23 protein-coding genes, 1 tRNA gene and 1 other annotated feature are annotated in these 20,316 nt (G+C 63.3%); of the genes, 10 read left to right on the forward strand and 14 right to left on the reverse strand.

All coding sequences use genetic code 11. The features are described from left to right. The first annotated feature begins 9 nt into the window (after positions 1–9). From ACFPFW_RS13645 to ACFPFW_RS13665, 5 genes are read left to right on the forward strand one after another with little or no spacing between them, the layout of a single operon-like run. A complete protein-coding gene (locus ACFPFW_RS13645; protein WP_114956733.1) occupies positions 10–840 on the forward strand; it encodes a cytochrome c oxidase subunit II in 831 nt (276 codons plus the stop codon). Beyond that, positions 837–2,609, forward strand: coding sequence for a cytochrome c oxidase subunit I (locus tag ACFPFW_RS13650; RefSeq protein WP_114956732.1), 1,773 nt, complete (start codon positions 837–839; stop codon positions 2,607–2,609). The genes ACFPFW_RS13645 and ACFPFW_RS13650 overlap by 4 nt, the downstream gene beginning before the upstream one ends. Continuing rightward, entirely contained in the window at positions 2,606–3,298 is a 693-nt protein-coding gene (locus tag ACFPFW_RS13655; RefSeq protein WP_114956731.1) for a cytochrome c oxidase subunit 3, read from the forward strand. The genes ACFPFW_RS13650 and ACFPFW_RS13655 overlap by 4 nt, the downstream gene beginning before the upstream one ends. 13 nt (positions 3,299–3,311) lie before the next feature. Then, positions 3,312–4,031 (forward strand): heme-copper oxidase subunit III family protein, encoded by a 720-nt coding sequence (locus tag ACFPFW_RS13660; protein WP_114956730.1) that lies wholly within the window; start codon positions 3,312–3,314, stop codon positions 4,029–4,031. An 8-nt stretch (positions 4,032–4,039) separates the two neighbouring features. Next, positions 4,040–4,375, forward strand: coding sequence for a cytochrome C oxidase subunit IV family protein (locus ACFPFW_RS13665; RefSeq protein WP_114956729.1), 336 nt, complete (start codon positions 4,040–4,042; stop codon positions 4,373–4,375). Between the two features lie 25 nt (positions 4,376–4,400). Here the strand turns inward: ACFPFW_RS13665 and ACFPFW_RS13670 are convergent. The 3 genes from ACFPFW_RS13670 to ACFPFW_RS13680 all read right to left on the reverse strand — a co-directional run bounded on the left by ACFPFW_RS13670 (position 4,401) and on the right by ACFPFW_RS13680 (position 5,846). Further along, positions 4,401–4,486, reverse strand: a tRNA-Leu gene (locus ACFPFW_RS13670). Between the two features lie 50 nt (positions 4,487–4,536). After that, positions 4,537–5,049 carry an MgtC/SapB family protein gene (locus ACFPFW_RS13675; RefSeq protein ID WP_379771141.1) on the reverse strand — a complete coding sequence of 171 codons (513 nt, stop codon included), beginning with the start codon at positions 5,047–5,049 and terminating at the stop codon, positions 4,537–4,539. 53 nt (positions 5,050–5,102) lie between these two features. Then, positions 5,103–5,846: a competence/damage-inducible protein A gene (locus ACFPFW_RS13680; RefSeq protein ID WP_114956728.1), complete on the reverse strand. Its 744-nt coding sequence runs from the start codon at positions 5,844–5,846 to the stop codon at positions 5,103–5,105. A gap of 111 nt (positions 5,847–5,957) precedes the next feature. On the opposite strand from ACFPFW_RS13680, the gene ACFPFW_RS13685 reads away from it, so the two are divergent. From ACFPFW_RS13685 to ACFPFW_RS13695, 3 genes are all read left to right on the forward strand, one after another. Further along, entirely contained in the window at positions 5,958–6,146 is a 189-nt protein-coding gene (locus ACFPFW_RS13685; protein WP_114956727.1) for a DUF3008 family protein, read from the forward strand. 19 nt (positions 6,147–6,165) lie between these two features. Then, a complete protein-coding gene (locus ACFPFW_RS13690; protein WP_114956726.1) occupies positions 6,166–6,390 on the forward strand; it encodes a DUF2934 domain-containing protein in 225 nt (74 codons plus the stop codon). Positions 6,391–6,470: 80 nt separating this feature from the next. Next, a complete protein-coding gene (locus ACFPFW_RS13695; RefSeq protein WP_379771146.1) occupies positions 6,471–6,902 on the forward strand; it encodes a DUF6766 family protein in 432 nt (143 codons plus the stop codon). 27 nt (positions 6,903–6,929) lie between these two features. Here ACFPFW_RS13695 and ACFPFW_RS13700 read toward each other — a convergent pair whose 3' ends face one another. Continuing rightward, the gene (locus tag ACFPFW_RS13700) at positions 6,930–8,609 is read right to left on the reverse strand and encodes a methyl-accepting chemotaxis protein (protein WP_114956725.1); all 1,680 of its coding nucleotides are present in this window, start codon (positions 8,607–8,609) and stop codon (positions 6,930–6,932) included. Positions 8,610–9,014: 405 nt separating this feature from the next. Between ACFPFW_RS13700 and ACFPFW_RS13705 the strand changes: the two genes are divergently transcribed. After that, complete coding sequence (locus ACFPFW_RS13705) at positions 9,015–9,302, forward strand: hypothetical protein (protein ID WP_114956724.1); 288 nt, start codon at positions 9,015–9,017, stop codon at positions 9,300–9,302. Between the two features lie 2 nt (positions 9,303–9,304). Here the strand turns inward: ACFPFW_RS13705 and ACFPFW_RS13710 are convergent, their stop codons facing one another. After that, complete coding sequence (locus tag ACFPFW_RS13710; protein WP_114956723.1) at positions 9,305–9,808, reverse strand: hypothetical protein; 504 nt, start codon at positions 9,806–9,808, stop codon at positions 9,305–9,307. Positions 9,809–10,032: 224 nt separating this feature from the next. Between ACFPFW_RS13710 and ACFPFW_RS13715 the strand changes: the two genes are divergently transcribed. Beyond that, positions 10,033–11,883: a mechanosensitive ion channel family protein gene (locus ACFPFW_RS13715; protein ID WP_114956722.1), complete on the forward strand. Its 1,851-nt coding sequence runs from the start codon at positions 10,033–10,035 to the stop codon at positions 11,881–11,883. A gap of 41 nt (positions 11,884–11,924) precedes the next feature. On the opposite strand, the gene arsK is transcribed toward ACFPFW_RS13715, so the two are convergent. The 9 genes from arsK to ACFPFW_RS13760 form a co-directional block, all read right to left on the reverse strand. Then, on the reverse strand, positions 11,925–13,130 hold the full coding sequence (arsK, locus tag ACFPFW_RS13720) for an arsenite efflux MFS transporter ArsK (protein ID WP_114956721.1): 1,206 nt from the start codon (positions 13,128–13,130) through the stop codon (positions 11,925–11,927). Continuing rightward, entirely contained in the window at positions 13,130–13,816 is a 687-nt protein-coding gene (gene arsH, locus ACFPFW_RS13725) for an arsenical resistance protein ArsH (RefSeq protein WP_114956720.1), read from the reverse strand. Before arsH ends, arsK begins: the two co-directional genes overlap by 1 nt. 13 nt (positions 13,817–13,829) lie before the next feature. Next, positions 13,830–15,179 (reverse strand): FAD-dependent oxidoreductase, encoded by a 1,350-nt coding sequence (locus ACFPFW_RS13730; protein ID WP_114956719.1) that lies wholly within the window; start codon positions 15,177–15,179, stop codon positions 13,830–13,832. A gap of 22 nt (positions 15,180–15,201) precedes the next feature. Further along, complete coding sequence (locus ACFPFW_RS13735; protein ID WP_379771153.1) at positions 15,202–15,603, reverse strand: PadR family transcriptional regulator; 402 nt, start codon at positions 15,601–15,603, stop codon at positions 15,202–15,204. 550 nt (positions 15,604–16,153) lie between these two features. Continuing rightward, complete coding sequence (locus ACFPFW_RS13740) at positions 16,154–17,629, reverse strand: SulP family inorganic anion transporter (RefSeq protein WP_114956717.1); 1,476 nt, start codon at positions 17,627–17,629, stop codon at positions 16,154–16,156. A 71-nt stretch (positions 17,630–17,700) separates the two neighbouring features. Next, positions 17,701–17,756: a sequence feature (sul1 is cis-regulatory element that is thought to sense ions involved in sulfur or methionine metabolism; They are found in Alphaproteobacteria), on the reverse strand. Positions 17,757–17,879: 123 nt separating this feature from the next. Continuing rightward, entirely contained in the window at positions 17,880–18,302 is a 423-nt protein-coding gene (gene arsC, locus ACFPFW_RS13745) for an arsenate reductase (glutaredoxin) (protein WP_114956716.1), read from the reverse strand. Then, positions 18,302–19,339, reverse strand: a complete 1,038-nt coding sequence (gene arsB, locus ACFPFW_RS13750; RefSeq protein ID WP_114956890.1) for an ACR3 family arsenite efflux transporter — start codon at positions 19,337–19,339, stop codon at positions 18,302–18,304. Before arsB ends, arsC begins: the two co-directional genes overlap by 1 nt. 38 nt (positions 19,340–19,377) lie before the next feature. Beyond that, a complete protein-coding gene (locus tag ACFPFW_RS13755) occupies positions 19,378–19,905 on the reverse strand; it encodes an arsenate reductase ArsC (RefSeq protein ID WP_114956715.1) in 528 nt (175 codons plus the stop codon). Next, positions 19,898–20,254 carry an ArsR/SmtB family transcription factor gene (locus tag ACFPFW_RS13760; RefSeq protein WP_114956714.1) on the reverse strand — a complete coding sequence of 119 codons (357 nt, stop codon included), beginning with the start codon at positions 20,252–20,254 and terminating at the stop codon, positions 19,898–19,900. The genes ACFPFW_RS13755 and ACFPFW_RS13760 overlap by 8 nt, the downstream gene beginning before the upstream one ends. Positions 20,255–20,316 lie beyond the last annotated feature (62 nt).

Below are 20,316 nucleotides of genomic sequence, written 5' to 3' on the forward strand. Positions count from 1 at the left end.
AGGTGAGCGATGTTCGCCGCGGTGATGCTCGTAGTGGTCGCGCTGGGCTCGGTGTTGTTTCACTTCCTGAGCCCGTGGTGGTGGCCGCCTATTGCCTCGAACTGGAAGTACATCGACGACACGATCCTGATCACCTTCTGGATCACCGGCGTGGTGTTCGTCGCGGTGTTGCTGTTCATGGCGTATTGCGTGTTCCGCTTCCGCCACCGGCCCGGCAATGTCGCAAGTTATGAGCCCGAGAACCGCAGGCTCGAGTGGTGGCTGACGGTGGTGACCGGCGTCGGCGTCGCGGCGATGCTGACGCCCGGCCTGTTCGTATGGGACCGGTTCATCAACGTTCCTGCGGAAGCCACGGAGGCCGAGATCGTCGGCCAGCAATGGCAATGGAGCTTCCGCCTGCCGGGGCCGGACGGGAAGCTCGGTACGTCCTCGACCAAATTCATCACCACCGAGAACCCGATCGGGCTCAATCCCGACGATCCGAACGGCAAGGACGATGTCGTCGTCCAGGGCGCCGAACTGCATTTGCCGGTCGGCAAGCCGATCAAGGCGCTGCTTCGATCGGTCGATGTGCTGCACAATTTCTATGTGCCGGAATTCCGCGCGAAGATGGACCTGGTGCCCGGCATGGTCACCTATTTCTGGCTGACGCCGACGCGGACCGGGCAGTTCGAAATTCTCTGCGCCGAGCTCTGCGGCGTCGGCCATCCGATGATGCGCGGTCAGGTCGTGGTTGAGGAGGCGGTCGCCTACCAGGACTGGCTCGACAAGCAGACGCGACCGGTGCTGGCCGACAACGACACCGCCCCCGCCAATAACAAGAATGAGGAAACGCGATGACCGAGATCCCGCTCGGGCCCGGCGGCATGTCCGCCGATGTCGAGGACGTCGAGCTCTATCATCCACACAGCTGGATCACGAAATACGTCTTCGCGCAGGACGCGAAGGTCATCGCCATCCAATATTCGCTGGTTGCGCTCGGGGTCGGCCTGATCGCGCTAGTTCTGTCGTGGCTGATGCGGCTGCAGCTCGGCTTCCCGGGCGTGTTCGAGTTCATCGACGCCGACCGCTATTACCAGCTCATCACCATGCACGGGATGATGATGGTGGTTTACGTGCTGACCGCGCTCTTCCTCGGCGGCTTCGGCAATTACCTGATCCCCCTGATGGTCGGTGCGCGGGACATGGTGTTCCCGTACGTCAACATGCTCAGCTTCTGGGTCTATTTCCTCGCGGTCCTGATCCTGGTCGCGAGCTTCTTCGCGCCCGGCGGCCCCACCGGCGCGGGTTGGACCCTCTACCCACCGCAGGCGATCCTCGCCGGCACTCCGGGCCAGGAATGGGGCATCGTCCTGATGCTCGTCTCGCTGATCGTCTTCATCATCGGCTTCACCATGGGTGGCCTGAACTATGTGGTGACGGTCCTGCAGGGACGTGCGCGCGGCATGACTTTGATGCGGATGCCGCTGACGGTCTGGGGCATCTTCACCGCGAGCGTCATGGCGCTGCTGGCCTTCCCGGCATTGTTCGTCGGCGCGGTGATGATGCTGTTCGACAAGCTGCTCGGCACGAGCTTCTTCATGCCGACGCTCTATTCGATGGGCGAACAGCTCAAATACGGCGGCGGCAGCCCGCTCCTCTTCCAGCACCTGTTCTGGTTCTTCGGCCACCCCGAGGTCTACATCGTCGCCCTGCCCGCCTTCGGCATCGTCTCCGACCTCATCAGCGTGCATGCGCGGCGGAACATCTTCGGCTACCGCATGATGGTATGGGCGATCATCGCCATCGGGGCGCTCAGCTTCGTCGTCTGGGCGCACCACATGTATGTGAGCGGCATGAACCCCTATTTCGGGTTCTTCTTCGCGACGACCACTTTGATCATCGCGATCCCCACCGCGATCAAGGTCTACAACTGGGTGCTGACGCTCTGGCGGGGCGACATCCATCTGCGGACGCCAATGCTGTTCGCGCTGGCGTTCATAGTGACCTTCGTGAACGGCGGACTGACGGGGCTGTTCCTCGGCAATGTCGTCGTCGACGTGCCGCTGTCGGACACGATGTTCGTCGTGGCGCATTTCCACATGGTGATGGGCGTCGCGCCGATCCTGGTCATCTTCGGTGCGATCTATCATTGGTATCCGAAGGTGACGGGCCGGCTGCTCGACGAGACGCTCGGCAAGATCCACTTCTGGATCACCTTCCTCGGCGCCTACGCGATCTTCTTCCCGATGCACTATCTCGGGCTGATGGGCGTGCCGCGCCGTTATCACGAGATGCTGGAATCGACGACTTACCCAGCCTCGGCGCATCAGTTGAACATCTTCATCACGATAGCGGCGCTGATCGTTGGCGCGGCCCAGTTCATGTTCGTGTTCAACCTCGCCTGGAGCCTGTTCCGAGGCCGCGAGGCGGACGGCAATCCGTGGGGTGCCGCCTCGCTCGAATGGCAGACGCCGGAGACGCCGCCGCCGCATGGAAATTGGGGTCCGCATGTCCCGGTCGTCTACCGCTGGGCCTATGACTACAACGTGCCCGGCGCCGCGCGGGACTTCATCCCGCAGAACGAGCCGCCGCCGGCTGTCGTCGCGATGCAGGGGCATTCGCCATGACGGGTGCGCTACTCTTCTTCGCCGCGGTCGGCGTCGTCGCAGGCTGGTGGATGTCGCGGCAGCGGCTGATGGCCAAGCCCTGGCTGGAACAGGGCGTGATCGACGAAGCACCTCGCACGGTTCCGCTCGCGAAGATCGGCCTCGGCGTGCTCCTAGTAGGGCTCGGCTCGCTCTTCGCACTGTCGATCAGCGCCTATTCGATGCGGATGCAATTCTCCGATTGGTCGTCGCTGCCGATGCCGGCGCTGCTCTGGCCGAATACGGCGCTTCTGCTCCTCAGCAGCGTGGTCCTGCAGGGCGCGAAGCGGGCCGCGGACCGTTGGGACATCCAGAGCGTGAAGATCGGCCTGCTGACGGCCGGCGGCTCGACCCTCGCATTCGTCGTCGGGCAGTTCCTCGCCTGGTGGCAGCTTGACGAGGCCGGCTATGTGCTGGCCGGCAATCCCGCGAATTCGTTCTTCTATCTTATCACCGGGCTACACGGACTGCATGTGCTGGGCGGCCTGGTTGCCCTCGCCCGCACCATGTACCGGACATGGTTGAGCGACGATGTCCGGGCCGTTCGGCTCAGCGTCGAGCTTTGCGCGATCTATTGGCATTTCCTGCTCGCCGTCTGGCTCATCCTGTTCGCCCTCCTGACGGGTTGGGCAGCCGATGCGCTCGAGCTCTGCCGGCAGCTTCTCAGCTAGGGAGAAATCGCGGATGGCCGACATTCCCCTGACCCACATCCAGACCGAGACGATGCCGGCCGGCCTGAAGGGGATCGCGGCCGACCTGTCGTCGGACCAGCAGGCGTTCAAGAACGTTTCCTGGGGGAAGGCCATGATCTGGATCTTCCTTCTCAGCGACACCTTCGTGTTCAGCTGCTTCCTGATCGCCTACATGACGGCCCGCATGTCGACCTCGGTGCCGTGGCCCAATCCGAGCGAGGTCTTCGCGCTGGAGATCGGCGGCGTGACGCTGCCGCTGCTCCTGATCGCGATCATGACCTTCGTGCTGATCAGCAGCAGCGGCACGATGGCAATGGCGGTGAACTACGCCTATCGGCGCGACAGGCGCACCACGGCGATCCTGATGCTGGTTACCGCTTTGCTTGGTGCGGCCTTCGTCGGCATGCAGGCGTTCGAATGGACCAAGCTGATCCACGAGGGCGTCAGGCCATGGGAAAATCCGTGGGGAGCGGCCCAGTTCGGCTCGGCCTTCTTCATGATCACGGGCTTCCACGGGACGCATGTGACGTTCGGCGTGATTTTCCTGCTGATCGTCGCCCGGAAGGTCTGGCGCGGCGACTTCGACCGCGAGGCCAAGGGCTTCTTCACCAGCCGCAAGGGCCGTTACGAGGCCGTCGAGATCATGGGCCTCTACTGGCACTTCGTCGACCTCGTCTGGGTTTTCATCTTCGCCTTCTTCTATCTGTGGTGAGAACAGACATGACACATGCCGTGACCGAAAAGGCGGAAGGCCAGCATCATCCGATCAAGCTCTATCTGATCGTCTGGGGCTGGCTGTTCGTGCTTAGCACGTTCTCGTATCTGGTCGATTATTTCGGCGTTCAGGGGCCGATGCGGTACACTCTCATCCTGACCTTCATGATCCTGAAGGCGGGCCTGATAGTCGCGGTCTTCATGCACCTCGCCTGGGAACGGCTCGCACTCGTCTACGCGATGCTCGTCCCGGTCGGCGCGGTGCTCGTCTTCGTCTGGATCATGGTCGAGGAGTCGGGCTACACGCTCTTCACCCGAGTGCTGTTCCTGAACGGGTCGTGAGCGAAGGCGGCAGCACAGCGGGGTGTGGTGCGGGCGGCGGGGGTCGAACCCGCATATCCAGAGGATGAGGGATTTTAAGTCCCTTGTGTCTACCAGTTCCACCACGCCCGCGTGGGCGCGCACCCTAGATGACGGGGTTGTGTCGCTCAACGTCTGCCGGATCAATCCGACGTTTTCGCTTCGTTGTCGCGGGCGTCGGCGCCTTGCTTCGGCAGCGCCGGCGAGACCAGCGCCAGAAGCGACAGGATGATCACCACGAGCACGGTCCCGGTCACCGCGATCACATAGGCGCCGATCCCGCATGCAAGGCCGATGGCGCCGGCCATCCACATTCCGGCGCCCGTTGTCAGACCCTTCACGCCGCGCCGGCCCTGGATGATCGTGCCGGCGGCGAGGAAGGCAACGCCGTTCGTCACCGCACCAATCACGCGCACCGGATCCGCCTGGATGAGATCGCCGCGCATGCGGGCGATGAGCTCGAAGGTGAGCAGCGCGAATGTGGCCGCGGCGAGCGACACCAGCATATGCGTCCGCATGCCCGCCGAATGCTGCCGATATTCGCGATCCAGGCCGACGACGAGGCCGAGGAGAGCCGCCGTCACCAGTCTGCTCATCATCGTTCCGATGCCGACCTCGGCATGAAGAACCCGTTCCGCTTCGAGTACGAAATCCATCGCCGCCTCCCGCTATTGTCTCGGGAGTTCAACCTTTCACGGTGCGGAAGGGTTCAACGCGAGAGCTGCTCTCTCACATCGGCCAGCATCGCCTCGACCGCGTTCGTCGCGGCGACCAGGGCCTCGGTATCGCGCGAGCGGACGACGAGGTTGGTGTTGTAGCCGCGCTCGTCCTGGAAGGGATAGCTGCCGATCGTCACCGCCGGATACGCTTTCTGGATGAGGCCGAGCGGCGTGCCGATATCGCCCTCCTTCAGGCCGGCCGGAATCGTCACCGACTGCACCTTCGGCCCGGTCTTCAGCGTCGGTGCGATCTCCACCAGCATGGCCTGCATGATCTTCGGTACGCCGGCCATCACATGCACGTTGCCGATCCGGAAGCCCGGCGCCTTGGATACGCTGTTGACGATGAGATCGGCGCCGTTCGGGATGCGCGCCATCCGCAGCCGCGCTTCGTTGAGCACCATGCCGGGGATCTGCTGGAGCAAAGCGACGGCTCGCGGATCGTGATCGATGCCGACGCCAAACGCCTTGGCCACGCAATCGGCAGTGATGTCGTCATGCGTCGGGCCGATACCGCCAGTGGTGAAGACGTAGGTGTATTTCGCTCGAAGCGCGTTCACAGCCCCGACGATCTCAGGCTCCTCATCGGGAACCACCCTCACCTCTTTCAGATCGATGCCGATCCCGGTCAACCAGTCGGCGATCGTGCCGATGTTCTGATCCTTGGTGCGGCCGGATAGGATTTCGTCGCCGATCACGAGGACGGCGGCAGTGACGATGTCGGGCGTGGTCATGGCGGGGATTTAAGGTGCCGCTCCCCGGTTCAGCAAGGGCGTTCGTGCCGGAACCCTGCGTCGGTCCACGCGTTCCCGTCATGGGAAACCCAACACATTCGGGAGCGCATCATGCCAGCCAAATCTGGAGCCCAACAGAAGGCCGCCGGAGCGGCCCTCGCCGCCAAGCGCGGAGACATGCCGAAATCGAAGCTGCGCGGCGCCTCAAAGCAGATGGTCGAGTCCATGAGCGAAAAGGAACTCGACAAGATGGCTTCGACCAAGCGCAAGGGAAAACCCGAGCACGCCGCAAAGCACTGAACCGGATCGGGGGGACGGAATGGACAAGGAAGAACGCATCCGACTGCGCGCCTATGAGATATGGATTCAGCTCGGCCAGCCGGAAGGCCGCGAGCGCGAACACTGGGAGCAGGCCCGGCGCGAGATGTGCGACCAGTTCAGGCCCGAGCCGGACGCCGACGGTCCGCTCGGGGCGCAGAAGGTAGAGCAGAAAGTCGAACAACCAGTCGGTGAGCGGCTGAAGGAGTCAACCGAGCTAGGATAATCATGGCCAGAAGTTCGAGAAGAACAGGAGACAGCGCCCGTCAAAAGGCGCTGGGAGAAACGCCGAAGAACCCCGAACCCATGGCCGAGACCGATCTTCCGATGAGATCGGTCCTGAAACGCTATTCTTATGCGTGGATCACGCTCGGACTGTTCCTCTTCTCGATCGCGGGCCACTGGATCTTCGGCTGGTTCGCCTACATCGACGAGCAGCGCGCACTCAGTCAGCCCATCACCCTTTCGGGCTACTCGGTCGAGATGCTGCGCGACACGTTCGAGAACTGGCAATCGGAATTTCTACAACTGCTATGGCAGGTCGGTGGTCTCGCACTCTTCCTTTATGTCGGCTCGCCGCAGTCGAAGGAAGGCGATGAGCGACTGGAAGCCAAGATCGACGTTCTTATCCGGAAGCTAGATCCCAAAGGCGCCGAGGACGAGATCCGCGCCCTCGACGCCGCCTATGCGGGCCAGCATTCGCGCGCCGGACAAAGGAAAACCCGCCGTCGTTCCTGACGGTGGACTTTCGTTTCAAATCGTCCGTCAGGCGACGCGGACTCGTCCGATGAACGCCGACACCTGATCGCGGAGATCGTTTGCCTGCTTGGCCAGGCTGACCGAGGCGCCCACGATCTCCTCGGATACCTTGCCGGTGGACGCCGCAGCCTCGCTAACGCCGGAGATGTTCGACGACACCTCCTTCGTGCCGGTCGAGGCCTGGACGACGTTGCGGGCGATTTCCTGCGTCGCCGCGCCCTGCTCTTCCACCGCCGTGGCGATAGCGCCGGAAATGTTGTCGATCTGGCTGATCGAATTGCTGATCCCGGTGATCGCCTGCACAACCTCATTGGTCGCCCCCTGAACGGCCTGGATCTGCGAGGCGATCTCCTCGGTGGCCCGCGACGTCTGGGCCGCGAGTTGCTTCACTTCCTGGGCGACGACGGCGAAACCGCGTCCCGCCTCGCCGGCACGTGCTGCTTCGATGGTCGCGTTGAGCGCCAGAAGGTTCGTCTGCGCGGAGACGTCGCCGATCAGGCCGACGACTTCGCCGATACGCTGGGCGCTCTGCGCGAGCCCCTGGACGAGGGTCACCGTGCTCGACGCCTGGTTCGTCGCCGTCGTGGTCGCGGTGGCCGCCGAGGTCACCTGCTCGGCGATCTCGTGGATCGATTTTGAGAGCTCCTCCGCAGCGGCGGCGACGGTCTGCACATTGGTGGTCGCCTGTTCGGATGCCGCCGCGACCGCGTTCGACTGTCGGCTCGTTTCCTCCGCGGCGGAGGACATGGTCTCGGCATTGGCCTGAAGCTGCTGTGCCGACGCCGACACCGCCTGCACCACGCCCATCACCTCGACCTCGAACCTATCGGCGAGGTCGTTCATCGCCGCCCGCTTCTCGGCCTCGGCACGCGCCTTCTGCGCTTCCTGCTCGGCCTCGAGCTGTTTCACCGCGATCGCGTTCTGCTTGAAAACGTCGACCGCCTTGGCCATGTCGCCGACCTCGTCCTTGCGCTTCTGCCCATCGACCGAGACGGTGAGATCGCCTCCGGCCAGAGCCGCCATCGTCACCGACATCCGGGCCAGCGGGCGGGAAATCAGGCCGATCGTCATCCAGACCGCGAGCATGAAGACCACGCCGAGGCCGATGAGGGAAACGACCATGTTTTCCGTCTGCGCGCTCTCCGCCGTTGCCGCCGCCTGTTCGGCCTTTCGTTCCATTTCCTGGGAGTCGGCATTGGTCTTGTTACGGATCTTGGTGCGCAGTTCGTCGATCGCATCGTCGACCTTGTGCGCAATCGGCAGCGCCTGGTCGACGCGGCCGGCCATTGCGAGGTCGGCAGCCTTGTTGGCCTCGTCGCTGATATCCTCGAAGTCGTCGAGGAAGCTCTCGTAGATCGTGCTGTCGTCGGGATCGAGCTTCTGCAGCTGCGAGACCTGCTCCTGATACTCCTTGCGGGCCTTCTTCACCTCGTCGCGGGCGCTCTTCGCGTCCTCGCCATGGAAGGCAAAGGTCTCGTACATGCCCGAGCTCAGGATCACGAGACGAAGGTTCAGCCTCGTCATCGCGACGAGTGTCGGGCTCGTATGCTCGACGAGCTCCATATAGGTCGTCTCGACCTCGGATATCTTCTTGTCGGAGAACACAACACCGAAGATCGCCACGCCCGCCATGGCGATCAGCACGCACATCACTTTGTACACGAGCTTCAGGTTGGTGAATTTCATAGCCGTCCCCCGGACCCTGTTTTCACCTTCGAGGGAGCCACCCACATGGTTAACGGTTTATTTCCTCCGCTGGATCGTCACCGGAGACCTTACCCTTTACGGGAAACTACATGGTCCAGATCTCGAAAGTTCCGTCTCTCTAGAGATTTCGGAGGTCTCCCGCCGGACTCGAAATCTGTTGATTCAGTAAGGAAATCTGTTCACGCCTCCGGGATCGGATTTCATCAACTTCGATACGCTCCTCCTTTCGTCTAATGAGCTATAATATCAGCGTGATTTCGCGCGGCTGGTCGGTTTCGGGATGCGGCCGGCCGAGGATCGAGGAGCAATTTGCCGGAATCGAGACGTGGAATGTCAGGATTTCTGACGTATCCGTAGTTCTACTGTGGTGTTACCACTTGAATCATGGACAGCGCCCTCGACCCTCAGCTCGGCCGTTTTCTGCGCAAGCTTTCGTTCGCAGGCGGGCGCATTCTTCTCGGCGACGTGGAAACCGTGCGGCAGATCGACGAGACCTGCGCGCTCCGCGCCGAGCGGCGCGACCTCGTCCGCTTCGCGCTTGCGGGTCCGTTCGGGTTGCGATCGCATTTCGAGCTGACGCCGCACGGCTGGCGCGCGCTCGGGCTGACCCCGCCCCAGCGCAGGGAGCACCCCGCGCTGGCATTCGCCCTGAGATTTCTCGGCCTGCGCTGAGATCAGGCCGGAGTTGGCATCACGCCGCCGCCGAACTCGCCCTTGAACTTGATCACCGAGAAAACGCCGAGGACCAGGAAGGCGACGAGGCCGATGACCTGCGCGATCAGGACCGGCGGCTCGGCACCGGTCGGCGCCAGCGCGTTGAGGAACGGGATCTTCTGGAACGATTGGACGATCGTCACGACCAGCAGAAGATAGACGTTCAGCACCATGGTCGCGACATAGATCCAGCGCAGATGGCCGGCGTAATGGGCGCGGCGGGCATAGAGAGCGATCGCCAAAGTGACGAGCGCGATGATGCCGAAGACGATGCCGGGCGTGATGACCGTGATCGGGAACAAGAAGCCGGTCACGCTGCAGGCGATCGCGGTGACGAGGAACCAGAAGGTCCAGGTCGAGACCCGGCCATGCAGAAAGCCGGAGATGACCGGCCAGCCGAGCACCAGGGCGACCAGACTGATCGCTGTGTGCACGAGCGTCAGCAGATAAATGTAGCTCGACATCGCAAAACCTCCCCCAAAAGGCCCGCCCCTGACCCCCGAATTGGAGTCATTCCAGAGAGGAGGATAGCACTCCTGTAGCGCTTCGGCCCGTCGGCTGTCCGCGCTCCCCGTTACCGTTACCTTGCGGCGACGTAACTGTTACGCGCGCCGAAGCTTCCGCATTCGCGCTAGCATGAAACCACACACCGACGGATCGGCTGCAAGAGACGAAAGGCCGAGGAATTGTGAGTGAAACGGCGGCGGCAGACGACATCACCTCCCTGATTTCCGGGCTTGAACATCTCGCCGAGGAGTTCGTCAGCGGCTTGGACGCCCGATCGGACGCCTTGCGCGCCGTGCCCGCCGAGTTTGAAGGCCTGAACGCCTCGCTCGCGAGTGCCGGAACATCGGGCCCTTTTCTTTTATTCCAGATCATCCTGACTGTGTCGCTCGTCGCGGGCATGCTGGTGCTGGTCAATCGCTGGCTCACGAAGAGGACGGACGCGCGCAGCGTCTGGCGCAAATTCCTCGCGAGCATCGAGGCCGCGGCCCTCGCGCTGGTCTTCGGCTTCATCGCGACGCAAGTCCTCACCGGCGCCGGCCTGCCGATGCGGACACTGCGGCTCTGGGCTGTCGTCACCATTGCGGGCTTTCTGATACTCGCCACCGTGAGATTCATCCTCATGGCATCGCGGCGAACCGAAACTCCGAGCCGCTCCATCCATCTCAGGGCGCTGGTGCGCGACCTCTCCGTCGTCGTCGCCTTCGCAATCATCGGCGTTGCGCTGATCGCGACACTGCGGCTTTGGAATGCTGGACCGGGTCTGGAGGATCTGGTCCGGACGGGACTGGTCGGTATTCCGGCCTATCTTCTGTTTGCCGCCGTCGCATGGCGTAACAGGCGCACGATGGCGGTCGCGGCAGCCGGTCCACGTCCCAGAAGCCGCTGGCGCACCGGTCTCGCCAGATCATGGCCGGGGATCATCATCGGGTTTCTGATCGTCACCTTTCTCAGCACCCAGGGCGCCCTGACCATGGGAAGGGCCTTTCCCGGATCAGCCGTCCTGCTGACGGGGCTGATGTTTGTCGCGATCCCGCATCTGGACGCGATGATCGGAAGCTGGGCGCGACGAGGACTGGAATCTCCCGACATCTCGATCCTCGCGGCCGCGGGACGCCAGACAGCCCGATTCGCGGTGGTGATCATCATACTCAGCATGCTCGCGACGATATGGGCGACGCCGCTGGCGGACGGTTTCGGAATAGATCTCGGACAGGTCGCCCGCGACTCGTTCGGACTGGCGTTGATCCTCATGGCGACGGCGTTCCTGTGGAACTTGGTCGGAACGGCCGCGGGTCGCGCCCTGCGACCGGAGCTTCCAGCTGTTGGTGAAGATGCGGAGGTGCCGAACGCACCGCGATCCCGTCTCGGCACCCTTGTCCCGCTACTGAGCGGCATCGGCAAAGCAAGCATTGTCGTACTGGCACTGCTTTCGGTCCTGGTATCGATCGGCGTCAATGTGTGGCCGCTGATCACCGGCCTGAGCATCTTCGGATTGGCGATCGGTTTCGGCTCGCAAACGCTCGTGAAGGATGTTGTGTCCGGCCTGTTTTTCCTGATCGACGATGCTTTCCGCTTCGGCGAATACATCGAAACCTCGGGCGCCAAGGGAACCGTGGAGAAGATTTCGGTCCGGTCCGTTTGCTTGCGAGGCACGCGTGGGACCCTGGCGACGGTGCCATATGGCCAGATCGGCAAGATCCAGAATTTCAGCCGCGATTGGGTGATCGAAAAGCTGGCGTTCCGGGTCGCGTTCGACACCGACGTGGAGAAAGTCCGGAAGATCATCAAGAAGATCGGCGAGGACATCGCTGCCGACCCCGAACTTGCGGTCGATCTTCTGGAACCGCTGAAGAGCAAGGGCATAGGCGAGGTCGAGGACGGCACGCTGATCATCCATGCCAAATTCAGAGCGAAGGCCGGTCAGCAGTCGTTGATCCGCCGGGCCGCCCTGACGGCTATACACAGTGCATTCCGTGAAAACGGTATTAGGGCCGTTCCGAAGCCGCTAACCGCCAATCCGGATGCGGCATAGGCGGCCAATGCACGTCATCTGGTCAAATTCGTCCGCGGAAACTATTCCGCCGGAGAATAACCGAGACCCGCCCGCACTCTCTGCCGGTCGATCGCCCACAGCGCCCCTACCGCCAGCAAAGCCAGACCGACCAGGAGGCACAGCCCCACCGCCGTCCCTGCCCGCTCGAGCACCAGCGCGAAGGCGAAGGGGGCGATCGAGGAGAGAATGAGCCTTGCCGAGGTGAGTTTCCCGATCCGCGCGCCATAGCCCCGCGAGCCGAACAGAGCGAGCGGAACCGTGCCCCGGACGATGCTGGTGAGGCCGGAGCCAAGGCCGAACAGAGCGGAGAACATGAGCGCCGCGACCAGCCAGGGAGAGGCAACGGCCAGAAGCCCCAGCGCCAGCACCATCATGCCGGCCGAGATCATTGCCAGCCTGAGCGGATGAAGCTCGCGACCGAAGCCCATATTGACCACTCGGCTGAGAACCTGCGCTGGACCGAAGACGGCGCCGACGATGGCGCTCATCGAGCCGAGGCCGAGCGCCGTCAGGAGCGGAATCATGTGAACCAGCAAAGCAGAGATGACGAAACCGACGAGGGAGAAGCCAATGAGGAGGAGCGCGAAGGCGCGGCGCTCGCTGCCCATCGATGGACGGTCGGCGGTATCGCCGTCCGGGATCGTGGCGCAGTCTGCTCCGCCCGTTCGGGGCTGGCGCGCGACCCAGATGTGAATGGGTAAGCAGAGCACGACGTGAAGCCCGGCGTACCAGAGATAGACGTCCCGCCACGACATGATGTCGTGCAGCGCCGAGGTAAGCGGCCAGAAGATGGTCGAGGCGAAACCGGCGATCAGAGTGAGATGGGTGATCCGGCGATTGGCATCCGAGCCGGTGAGTTGGACCAGAGCGGCGAAGGCTGCCTCGTATTGCACGAAGATCGCCGTCACCTCGATCGCGACGAGGCCCATGGCGAGCATGGGAGCATTGCCGGCTGTTGCGCACAGGACGAGCGCGGCGGCGGCGGCGAGCGAGCCGAAGGTCATGACGGCGCCGGCGCCATGCCGATCCACAGCCCGGCCGACGAACGGTGAGACGAGGCCACCCGCGAGCAGGGCCAACGAGAACGCGCCATAGACCCAGCCGATGGCGAGGCCGAGATCCTCGGCCATGGAGGGCGCCAGCACGCTGAACGAATAATACAGCGTGCCGTAGCCGACGATCTGGGTAAGGCCGAACAGCCAGACGAGAATGGCCGCGCGCGACATCAGATAGACTTCAGCGCGACGCGGGATTCAAGTTCCGAGGCGCGTTCTCGGCGCTCGCTGTAGCGGTCGGTGAGATATCGCGAGACGTCGCGCGTGAGCAGCGTGAACTTGACCAATTCCTCCATGACGTCGACGACGCGGTCGTAATAGGCGGACGGCTTCATCCGCCCCGCTTCGTCGAATTCCTGGAACGCCTTGGCGACCGAGGACTGGTTGGGGATGGTGATCATCCGCATCCAGCGGCCGAGCTGACGGAGCTGATTGACCGCGTTGAAGCTCTGCGAGCCGCCGGACACCTGCATCACGGCGAGCGTCCGCCCCTGTGTCGGACGGACGGAGCCGACGGAGAGCGGAATCCAGTCGATCTGGGCCTTCATGACGCCGGAAATCGTTCCGTGGCGCTCGGGGCTGCACCAGACCTGCCCCTCCGACCATTGCGACAGCTCGCGAAGCTCGCGCACCTTCGGATGGTTGTCTGGCTCGGCATCGGGCAGCGGCAGGCCGGCGGGATCAAAGATGCGGACTTCCGCGCCGAAATATTCGAGCAGCCGGGCGGCCTCTTGGGTGAGGAAGCGGCTGTAGGAGCGCGCGCGGAGCGAGCCGTAGAGCATCAGGATGCGCGGGCTATGGGTGCCAATCGGCACGGACAGCCGCTCCCTGTCCGGCGGCTCGATGACGCCCGGCATCACGTTTGGCAAATCAAGCACTGGTTGGTTCCTCAGTCGATGCGGTTACCCCGCAACAGGCCCCGACGGCGCGCTCGGCCGGGGGCGGCGGAGCGCAGCAGCCCGACGATGCCTTTGCGGATGCGGTGCTGCCGCAGACGCCCGTCTCCGGCAGGATGAGGCGGACCTCGCGCGCCGCGATATGGTCCCCGGCGATCTCAGCGACAACGGAGCGGACCTGTTCGTAACCCGTCGCCATCAGGAAGGTGGGCGCTCGTCCGTAGGACTTGGAGCCGACGATGTAGAAGTCCGATTCCGGGTGGGCGAGTTCCACGGCACCGTGCGGCGACACCGTCCCGCACGAATGGACGTTCGGGTCGATCAGCGGTGCCAGCGCCGGAGGCGCCTCGACAGCCGCATCGATCGAGATGCGCAGCTCCCGCAGGAAGCCGAAGTCGGGGCGTGATCCCGTCGCGACGACGATTCGGTCGACTACCAGCGGCGTCCGTCCTCCCGGGGAACTGGCCGACACGTGGACTGCGCCGTCCTTCCGCGAAACGCTCCCGGCGACGAACGGAGCGAGCAGCGTCACCTGCCCCGCATCAATCTCCCTCTGCGCGGCGAGCCCGAGCGATCCTCGTCCGGGTAAGGCGTCGTTCAGGCCGCCACCGACCAGTCGATCGACCCCGCTTCGGCGTAGACCCCAGAGAACTTCCGTGGCGGGGTCTCGGTCCTTCAACCGCACCAGGTCGAGGACGGCGTTGATAGCTGAATGGCCCCCACCCACAACCAGCGTCCGCTTGCCGGCGAACTCGTCGGCGAGTTTTCCGGCGATGTCGGGAATGCCGTAAAGGATGCTGTCTCCGAGCTCGTCCTCGCCGAGGATCGACAGGCCGTTGCGACCCATCGGGTTAGGGTGTCCCCAAGTCCCCGAGGCGTCGATCACCGCTTTCGCCTTGACGTCGTTTTGGCACCCCTCGCCATCGACCCAGCGCACCGTGAAAGAGGTTCCCTTGCGTCGGTCGCCGAGCTTGTCGGTGTCGGTGCGGGCGACCGCAATGACTTTGGCGTTGAGGAGCAGTCCTTCTGCAATGGCGGGATGCCGCGCAAGCGGCTCAAGATACCGATCGACGAGATCGGCGCCGGTGGGCAGGTCGTCCGGTTCTGGCTCTTCCCAACCGCGTTGCATCAGCAGTTCGCGCGCGGCGCCGTCGATGTTGAGTGACCACGGGGTGAAGACCCGGACATGCGACCAGCTCCGTAGAGATGAGCCGACGGAAGGTCCCTGCTCCAGGATCACTGGCTTCAGCCCACGCTTCACGAGGTAGGCAGCAGCCGCGAGGCCGATCGGACCAGCGCCGATGATGGCAACCGTCGAACTCATCACAGGATCTCCGTGCTGCGAATTACCCGCAGCACGACGGACCGTCCCGGTCCGGCGCGGCGAGCTTTTGGGATTCCGTCAGGGCCTGCGTGACCTCCATCCAGGCGGCGAGCGCCACTTGGAAGGCCGCCCTACCCTTGTCGGTCAGGCTGTAGACCTTGCGCTCGCGTCCCGACACGACCTCAGCCTCGACCGAGACGAAGCCGCCCTCCTCGAATTCGCGAAGAACCGGGTAGATCGTCCCCTCGGTCGGAGAGCAGCACCCGCTCGTCGTGCGCTCGACGGCGCGAGCCATGTCGTAGCCGTGCATCGGCTTCTCATGCAGGACGCAGAGGATGAAGTACTTGGAGAGGCTCATCTTGATCGTGCCGCTCCAGTAGGAGCGATTCAAGAAGTCGGGACCCGGACGGGTTACGGCATGCATTGATGATCTAGGCATGGGTGCACCCTATACCTAGGGGATCGATATATCAACCATCGATGGGTTGAAGGTTCGTGCCGGGAGCGATTTGCCGTGAGGTTTCCCTGATGCTTCATGTCGACGCCTCAACGCTTCAAGCCGTCGAATAGAATGCTTCTGGCGTTCGTTAGAGGCATTAGGCGAAGCTCCGGTGGGTCTTTCTTTGAGGAGGCGGAGCGACACATATGGGTCGGGCACGACCGCGATCCTCCAGCGGTACGTTCCGCGGGAGCTGTTCAGGAAATGAACATGATCCGAATTTCCTACATTGGGGTAGTGGCAGGTGTGCTAGCCATCATCTTGTTGTTGTTCATCTCCCACATCTACTATCCTCGTGAGAACCAGTCCTCTTTAGCCGCCCACCAGTCGAAGCGATAATCCCGGGAACTTACTTCGCTTCTGCGGATGAAATGAAGCCTCGCCGCCGACAGCAGGCTCCGCAGCGCGCCGGACGTCATCGCGCAAGAAAAAAGCAGCGCCCGCATCTGGCGAAGGATGATGGGAGACGCGTCGCCTAGTGAGCGCGCAGCACGCCATCCTCCTTGTCGTGGACTGCGAAGCGGTCGATCATGGTTGCGCTCGCCTCGTTGAGGCCGATTACCGTCACGTTCGCCCCTTTTGCCCGGAACCGCAGCACGACCTTGTCGAGCGCTCCCACCGCGGTGATGTCCCAGAAGTGGGCTCTGCTGACGTCGATCGTGATCCTCTCGGCAGTCTCGTCAGTACGAAACGAGGCGATGAAAGCTTCCGCGGAGGCGAAGAATATCTGGCCATACACGTTCCAGATTTCCGCGCCCGCAGCGTCCGTGGTGCGTTCGACGGAAACCATGCGGGCGACCTTTCCGGCGAAGAACACTCCCGACAGAAGGACCCCGACCAGAACACCCTTGGCCAGATCATGCGTGGACACAACCGTTACGACGGTCGCGATCATCACGATCGATGATTGCCAGGGATTGCTCCGGAGTTCCAGGAGAGAGCGCCACGAAAAGGTGCTCACGGATACCATGATCATGACGGCAACCAGCGCCGCCATCGGAATGATGCGCACAATATCGTCGAGCACAAGGATCAGGAACAAGAGGAACGCTCCGGCGACGAAGGTCGAAAGCCGACCGCGCCCGCCAGACGTCACGTTGATGACCGACTGCCCGATCATCGCACAGCCGCCCATGCCTCCGATGAGCGCTGACGCGATATTCCCCGCTCCCTGACCGTAGCATTCGCGGTTCTTGCTGCTCCCGGTGTCGGTCATGTCGTCGACGATCTGCGCGGTCAGTAGGCTCTCAAGCAGCCCCACCGCCGCCAGCGTCACGGAATACGGGAATATGACCTGAAGCGTTTCCCAGGTAAGCGGCACCTGCGGCAGCGCGAACACGGGCAGCGTGGACGGCAACTCGCCGAGGTCTCCAACTGTCCGGACGTCCAGCCCCGTCCAGATCGTCACAGCTGTCAACGCAGCGATGGCCACGAGCGGTGATGGAACCATCCTCGTAACGAGTGGGAACAGGTAGATGATGGCGAGGCCAGCGGCGATGAGGATGTAGGTCTGCTGCGGCACGCCCAGGAGTTCAGGCAGTTGGGCCATGAAGATTAGGATGGCTAGGGCATTCACGAAGCCAGTAATGACCGAGCGTGAGACGAAGCGCATTAATCGGCCGAGTTTCAGAAATCCCGCCCCTAACTGGAGGAGGCCCATCAGGATCGTCGCCGCGAAGAGGTATTGGAGCCCGTGGTCTCGCACGAGATCGACCATCAGAACCGCGGTGGCGGCGGTGGCGGCCGAAATCATGCCCGGGCGTCCTCCAACGACCGCCGATACGCAGGCGATCGCGAACGAGGCATAGAGGCCGACCTTGGGATCGACTCCGGCAATCACCGAGAAGCCGATTGCCTCGGGGATGAGGGCAAGAGCGACGACGATTCCTGAAAGGACATCGCGGCGCGGGTTGGAGAACCACTCGCGAAGGTAGCTTTGTGAGGTTTGCATCTGGTGTTTCCGCAACAGGCGCACGACAGCGGCGGCCGCACAGCCACCTCGGTATTCAGTCGTGTCTTTTGCGTGGTCCGGCGGATCGGCGGCCGGAAGAGCCACCCGGGCTTGCACCGGGCTCCATTCGATTGAACTCGTGATGAAGGAAAAAACGTTCCTTCGCAACCGTTTCGACGGATAGGATGACGGGCGAATGGCCGCATCGGCATGCCAGGGCACCGAGCCTCGTCCCCGGTGTTTGTTCTCCTCAGCCGACGCGATTACCGGCGGCGTCGATGAGCAGTTCGCCGTCCTCCTTGGAGAACGGCCCCTTCTGCGGCAGCGGCAGGACGTCCAGCACGACCTCGGAAGGACGGCAGAGGCGCACGCCCTCGGGCGTGACGACGAAGGGTCGATTGATCAGGATGGGATGGGCCATCATCCGGTCGAGAAGCGTTTCATCCGACAGCGACGGATCGTCGAGGCCGAGTTTTGCGTAGGGCGTGCCGTTCTGGCGGAGTGTCTCGCGGACCGTCAGTCCGGCGCGGGTGATCAGACCCCGAAGCGTCTCCCTGTCCGGCGGCGTCTTCAGATATTCAACGATCTTAGGCTCGATGCCCGCGTTGCGGATGAGGGCCAGGGTGTTGCGCGACGTGCCGCAATCGGGGTTGTGGTAGATCGTGACGTCCATCATGCGGCTCCCTTGGCGCCCTGTTCGTACCAGCCGCGCGACGCCTTCACGATGCGAACGACCGAGAGCATCACAGGCACCTCGACGAGCACGCCGACGACGGTCGCTAGCGCGGCGCCGGAATTCAGGCCGAACAGGCTGATCGCCGCGGCGACCGCGAGCTCGAAGAAGTTCGAGGCGCCGATCAGCGCGGCGGGAGCGGCGACGCACCAGGCGACGCCGAAGCGGCGGCTGAGCCAATAAGCGAGACCGGCGTTCAGGTAGACCTGAATCAGGATCGGCACGGCGAGAAGTGCGATGACCATCGGCTGCGCCAGGATCTGCTCGCCCTGGAAGGCGAACAGCAGAACGAGGGTCGCGAGCAATGCCACCAGCGAGACCGGCTGAAGGAGTCCGAGCGTGCGCTTGAGAGCCCCCTCGCCTCCCGTCGCCAGAAGCCCTCGCCTCCAGAGCTGGGCGGCGATGACCGGCAGGACGATGTAGAGCACGACCGACAGGACGAGCGTGTCCCACGGCACGGAGATCGAGGCGACGCCGAGCAGAAGGCCGACGAGCGGCGCGAAGGCGAACACCATGACGATGTCGTTCAACGCGACCTGGCTGAGGGTGAAATTGGGTTCGCCCTCGCAGAGGTTCGACCAGACGAACACCATCGCCGTGCACGGCGCGGCTGCCAGCAGGATGAGGCCGGCGATGTAGGAGGAAATCTGGTCCTGGGGCAGATAGGCCGCGAACAGATTGCCGATGAAGAGCGTGCCGAGCAGCATCATCGAGAACGGCTTGACTGCCCAGTTGATGAACAAGGTCACGCCGATGCCGCGCCAGTGCCGGCCGACTTCGCCGAGCGAGCCGAAATCGATCTTCAGCAGCATCGGCACGATCATCAGCCAGATCAGCACGGCAACCGGCAGATTGACCTTCGCCACCTCCGCGGCAGCGATCGCCTGGAACAGGCCGGGAAGCGCTGAGCCGAGCGCGATGCCAACGACGATGCAGGCAAACACCCACACCGTTAGGAAGCGCTCGAAGACGCTCATGGAAGGCCTGGCGGCGGCCGGGATCGCGATATCGGACATCAGGCGACGTCCGAGCGCTGCTCGGTGCTGCCTTCGCCGCGTCCGATCTCACGAAGCTTGCTGCCGAGCGCCATGTGATCGAGGCTCGCGATCGGCAGCGCGGTGAACAGGTTGATGCGGTTGCGGAGATAGCGAGCGGCGGAGCTGAAGGCCCGCTCCATGCCAATAGTGGATCCCGTGGCGATGGCGGGGTCCTCGATGCCCCAATGCGCCGTCATCGGCTGCCCCGGCCACATCGGGCATGTCTCGCCCGCGGCATTGTCACAGACAGTAAAGACGAAATCCATCACCGGCGCGCCGGGAGCGGCGAACTCGTCCCACGCTTTCGAGCGCAGCCCCTCCGTTGGCAGCCCTTCGGCCTCCAGGACCTTCAGCGTCATCGGATGGACCGTGCCCTTCGGCGTGCTGCCGGCGGAATGGGCGCGGAAACGGCCCTTGCCGATATGATTGAGATAGGCCTCGGCGAGGATCGAACGGGCGGAATTGCCGGTGCACAAGAACAGCACATTGTAGACGCGGTCAGCCATGGATCGGCTCCTTCTCCGGGCAGCAGGGTGTGAGCTGGGTGATGATCGGCGCGCAGATTTCGGCCCGTCCGCCGCAGCAGTCCTTCAGCATGAAGACCGTCATTTTGCTGAAGGCCGCGATGTCCGCGCGGTAGATGATCGAGCGACTCTGGCGCTCCGCCTTTGCGAGGCCGGCGCGGGTCAGAACGGCCAGATGCGACGACATCGTGTTTTGCGGGATGGCCAGAAGCCTGGCGATCTCGCCCGCCGGAAGGCCATCCGGCTCGTGCCTGACGAGCAGCTGGAACGTGTCGAACCGCGTGCCCTGGGAAAGGGCCGCGAGCGCGAGAAGAGCTCTCTCTTTATCCATATATCGAGAACTATCGATATATGGATGGATACTCAAGTCCCAGTTTGCGATTTCACACCACT

Origin of the sequence: Flaviflagellibacter deserti, assembly GCF_042652085.1 — a bacterium.
GTDB lineage: Bacteria > Pseudomonadota > Alphaproteobacteria > Rhizobiales > Methylopilaceae > Flaviflagellibacter > Flaviflagellibacter deserti.

Excerpts from the sequence above, each read along its gene's own strand:
- ACFPFW_RS13680 (WP_114956728.1), bottom strand. The coding sequence starts at position 5,846 with ATGACCACGCCCGACATCGTCACTGCCGCCGTCCTCGTGATCGGCGAC.
- arsC (WP_114956716.1), bottom strand. The coding sequence starts at position 18,302 with ATGGACGTCACGATCTACCACAACCCCGATTGCGGCACGTCGCGCAAC.
- ACFPFW_RS13760 (WP_114956714.1), bottom strand. The coding sequence starts at position 20,254 with ATGGATAAAGAGAGAGCTCTTCTCGCGCTCGCGGCCCTTTCCCAGGGC.
- ACFPFW_RS13735 (WP_379771153.1), bottom strand. The coding sequence starts at position 15,603 with ATGCATGCCGTAACCCGTCCGGGTCCCGACTTCTTGAATCGCTCCTAC.
- ACFPFW_RS13655 (WP_114956731.1), top strand. The coding sequence starts at position 2,606 with ATGACGGGTGCGCTACTCTTCTTCGCCGCGGTCGGCGTCGTCGCAGGC.
- ACFPFW_RS13650 (WP_114956732.1), top strand. The coding sequence starts at position 837 with ATGACCGAGATCCCGCTCGGGCCCGGCGGCATGTCCGCCGATGTCGAG.
- ACFPFW_RS13740 (WP_114956717.1), bottom strand. The coding sequence starts at position 17,629 with ATGCAAACCTCACAAAGCTACCTTCGCGAGTGGTTCTCCAACCCGCGC.
- ACFPFW_RS13755 (WP_114956715.1), bottom strand. The coding sequence starts at position 19,905 with ATGGCTGACCGCGTCTACAATGTGCTGTTCTTGTGCACCGGCAATTCC.
- ACFPFW_RS13665 (WP_114956729.1), top strand. The coding sequence starts at position 4,040 with ATGACACATGCCGTGACCGAAAAGGCGGAAGGCCAGCATCATCCGATC.
- ACFPFW_RS13710 (WP_114956723.1), bottom strand. The coding sequence starts at position 9,808 with ATGTCGAGCTACATTTATCTGCTGACGCTCGTGCACACAGCGATCAGT.
- arsB (WP_114956890.1), bottom strand. The coding sequence starts at position 19,339 with ATGAGCGTCTTCGAGCGCTTCCTAACGGTGTGGGTGTTTGCCTGCATC.
- ACFPFW_RS13700 (WP_114956725.1), bottom strand. The coding sequence starts at position 8,609 with ATGAAATTCACCAACCTGAAGCTCGTGTACAAAGTGATGTGCGTGCTG.
- ACFPFW_RS13675 (WP_379771141.1), bottom strand. The coding sequence starts at position 5,049 with ATGGATTTCGTACTCGAAGCGGAACGGGTTCTTCATGCCGAGGTCGGC.
- arsH (WP_114956720.1), bottom strand. The coding sequence starts at position 13,816 with ATGCCGGGCGTCATCGAGCCGCCGGACAGGGAGCGGCTGTCCGTGCCG.
- ACFPFW_RS13730 (WP_114956719.1), bottom strand. The coding sequence starts at position 15,179 with ATGAGTTCGACGGTTGCCATCATCGGCGCTGGTCCGATCGGCCTCGCG.
- ACFPFW_RS13695 (WP_379771146.1), top strand. The coding sequence starts at position 6,471 with ATGGCCGAGACCGATCTTCCGATGAGATCGGTCCTGAAACGCTATTCT.
- ACFPFW_RS13645 (WP_114956733.1), top strand. The coding sequence starts at position 10 with ATGTTCGCCGCGGTGATGCTCGTAGTGGTCGCGCTGGGCTCGGTGTTG.
- ACFPFW_RS13705 (WP_114956724.1), top strand. The coding sequence starts at position 9,015 with ATGGACAGCGCCCTCGACCCTCAGCTCGGCCGTTTTCTGCGCAAGCTT.
- ACFPFW_RS13685 (WP_114956727.1), top strand. The coding sequence starts at position 5,958 with ATGCCAGCCAAATCTGGAGCCCAACAGAAGGCCGCCGGAGCGGCCCTC.
- arsK (WP_114956721.1), bottom strand. The coding sequence starts at position 13,130 with ATGTCGCGCGCGGCCATTCTCGTCTGGCTGTTCGGCCTTACCCAGATC.
- ACFPFW_RS13690 (WP_114956726.1), top strand. The coding sequence starts at position 6,166 with ATGGACAAGGAAGAACGCATCCGACTGCGCGCCTATGAGATATGGATT.
- ACFPFW_RS13660 (WP_114956730.1), top strand. The coding sequence starts at position 3,312 with ATGGCCGACATTCCCCTGACCCACATCCAGACCGAGACGATGCCGGCC.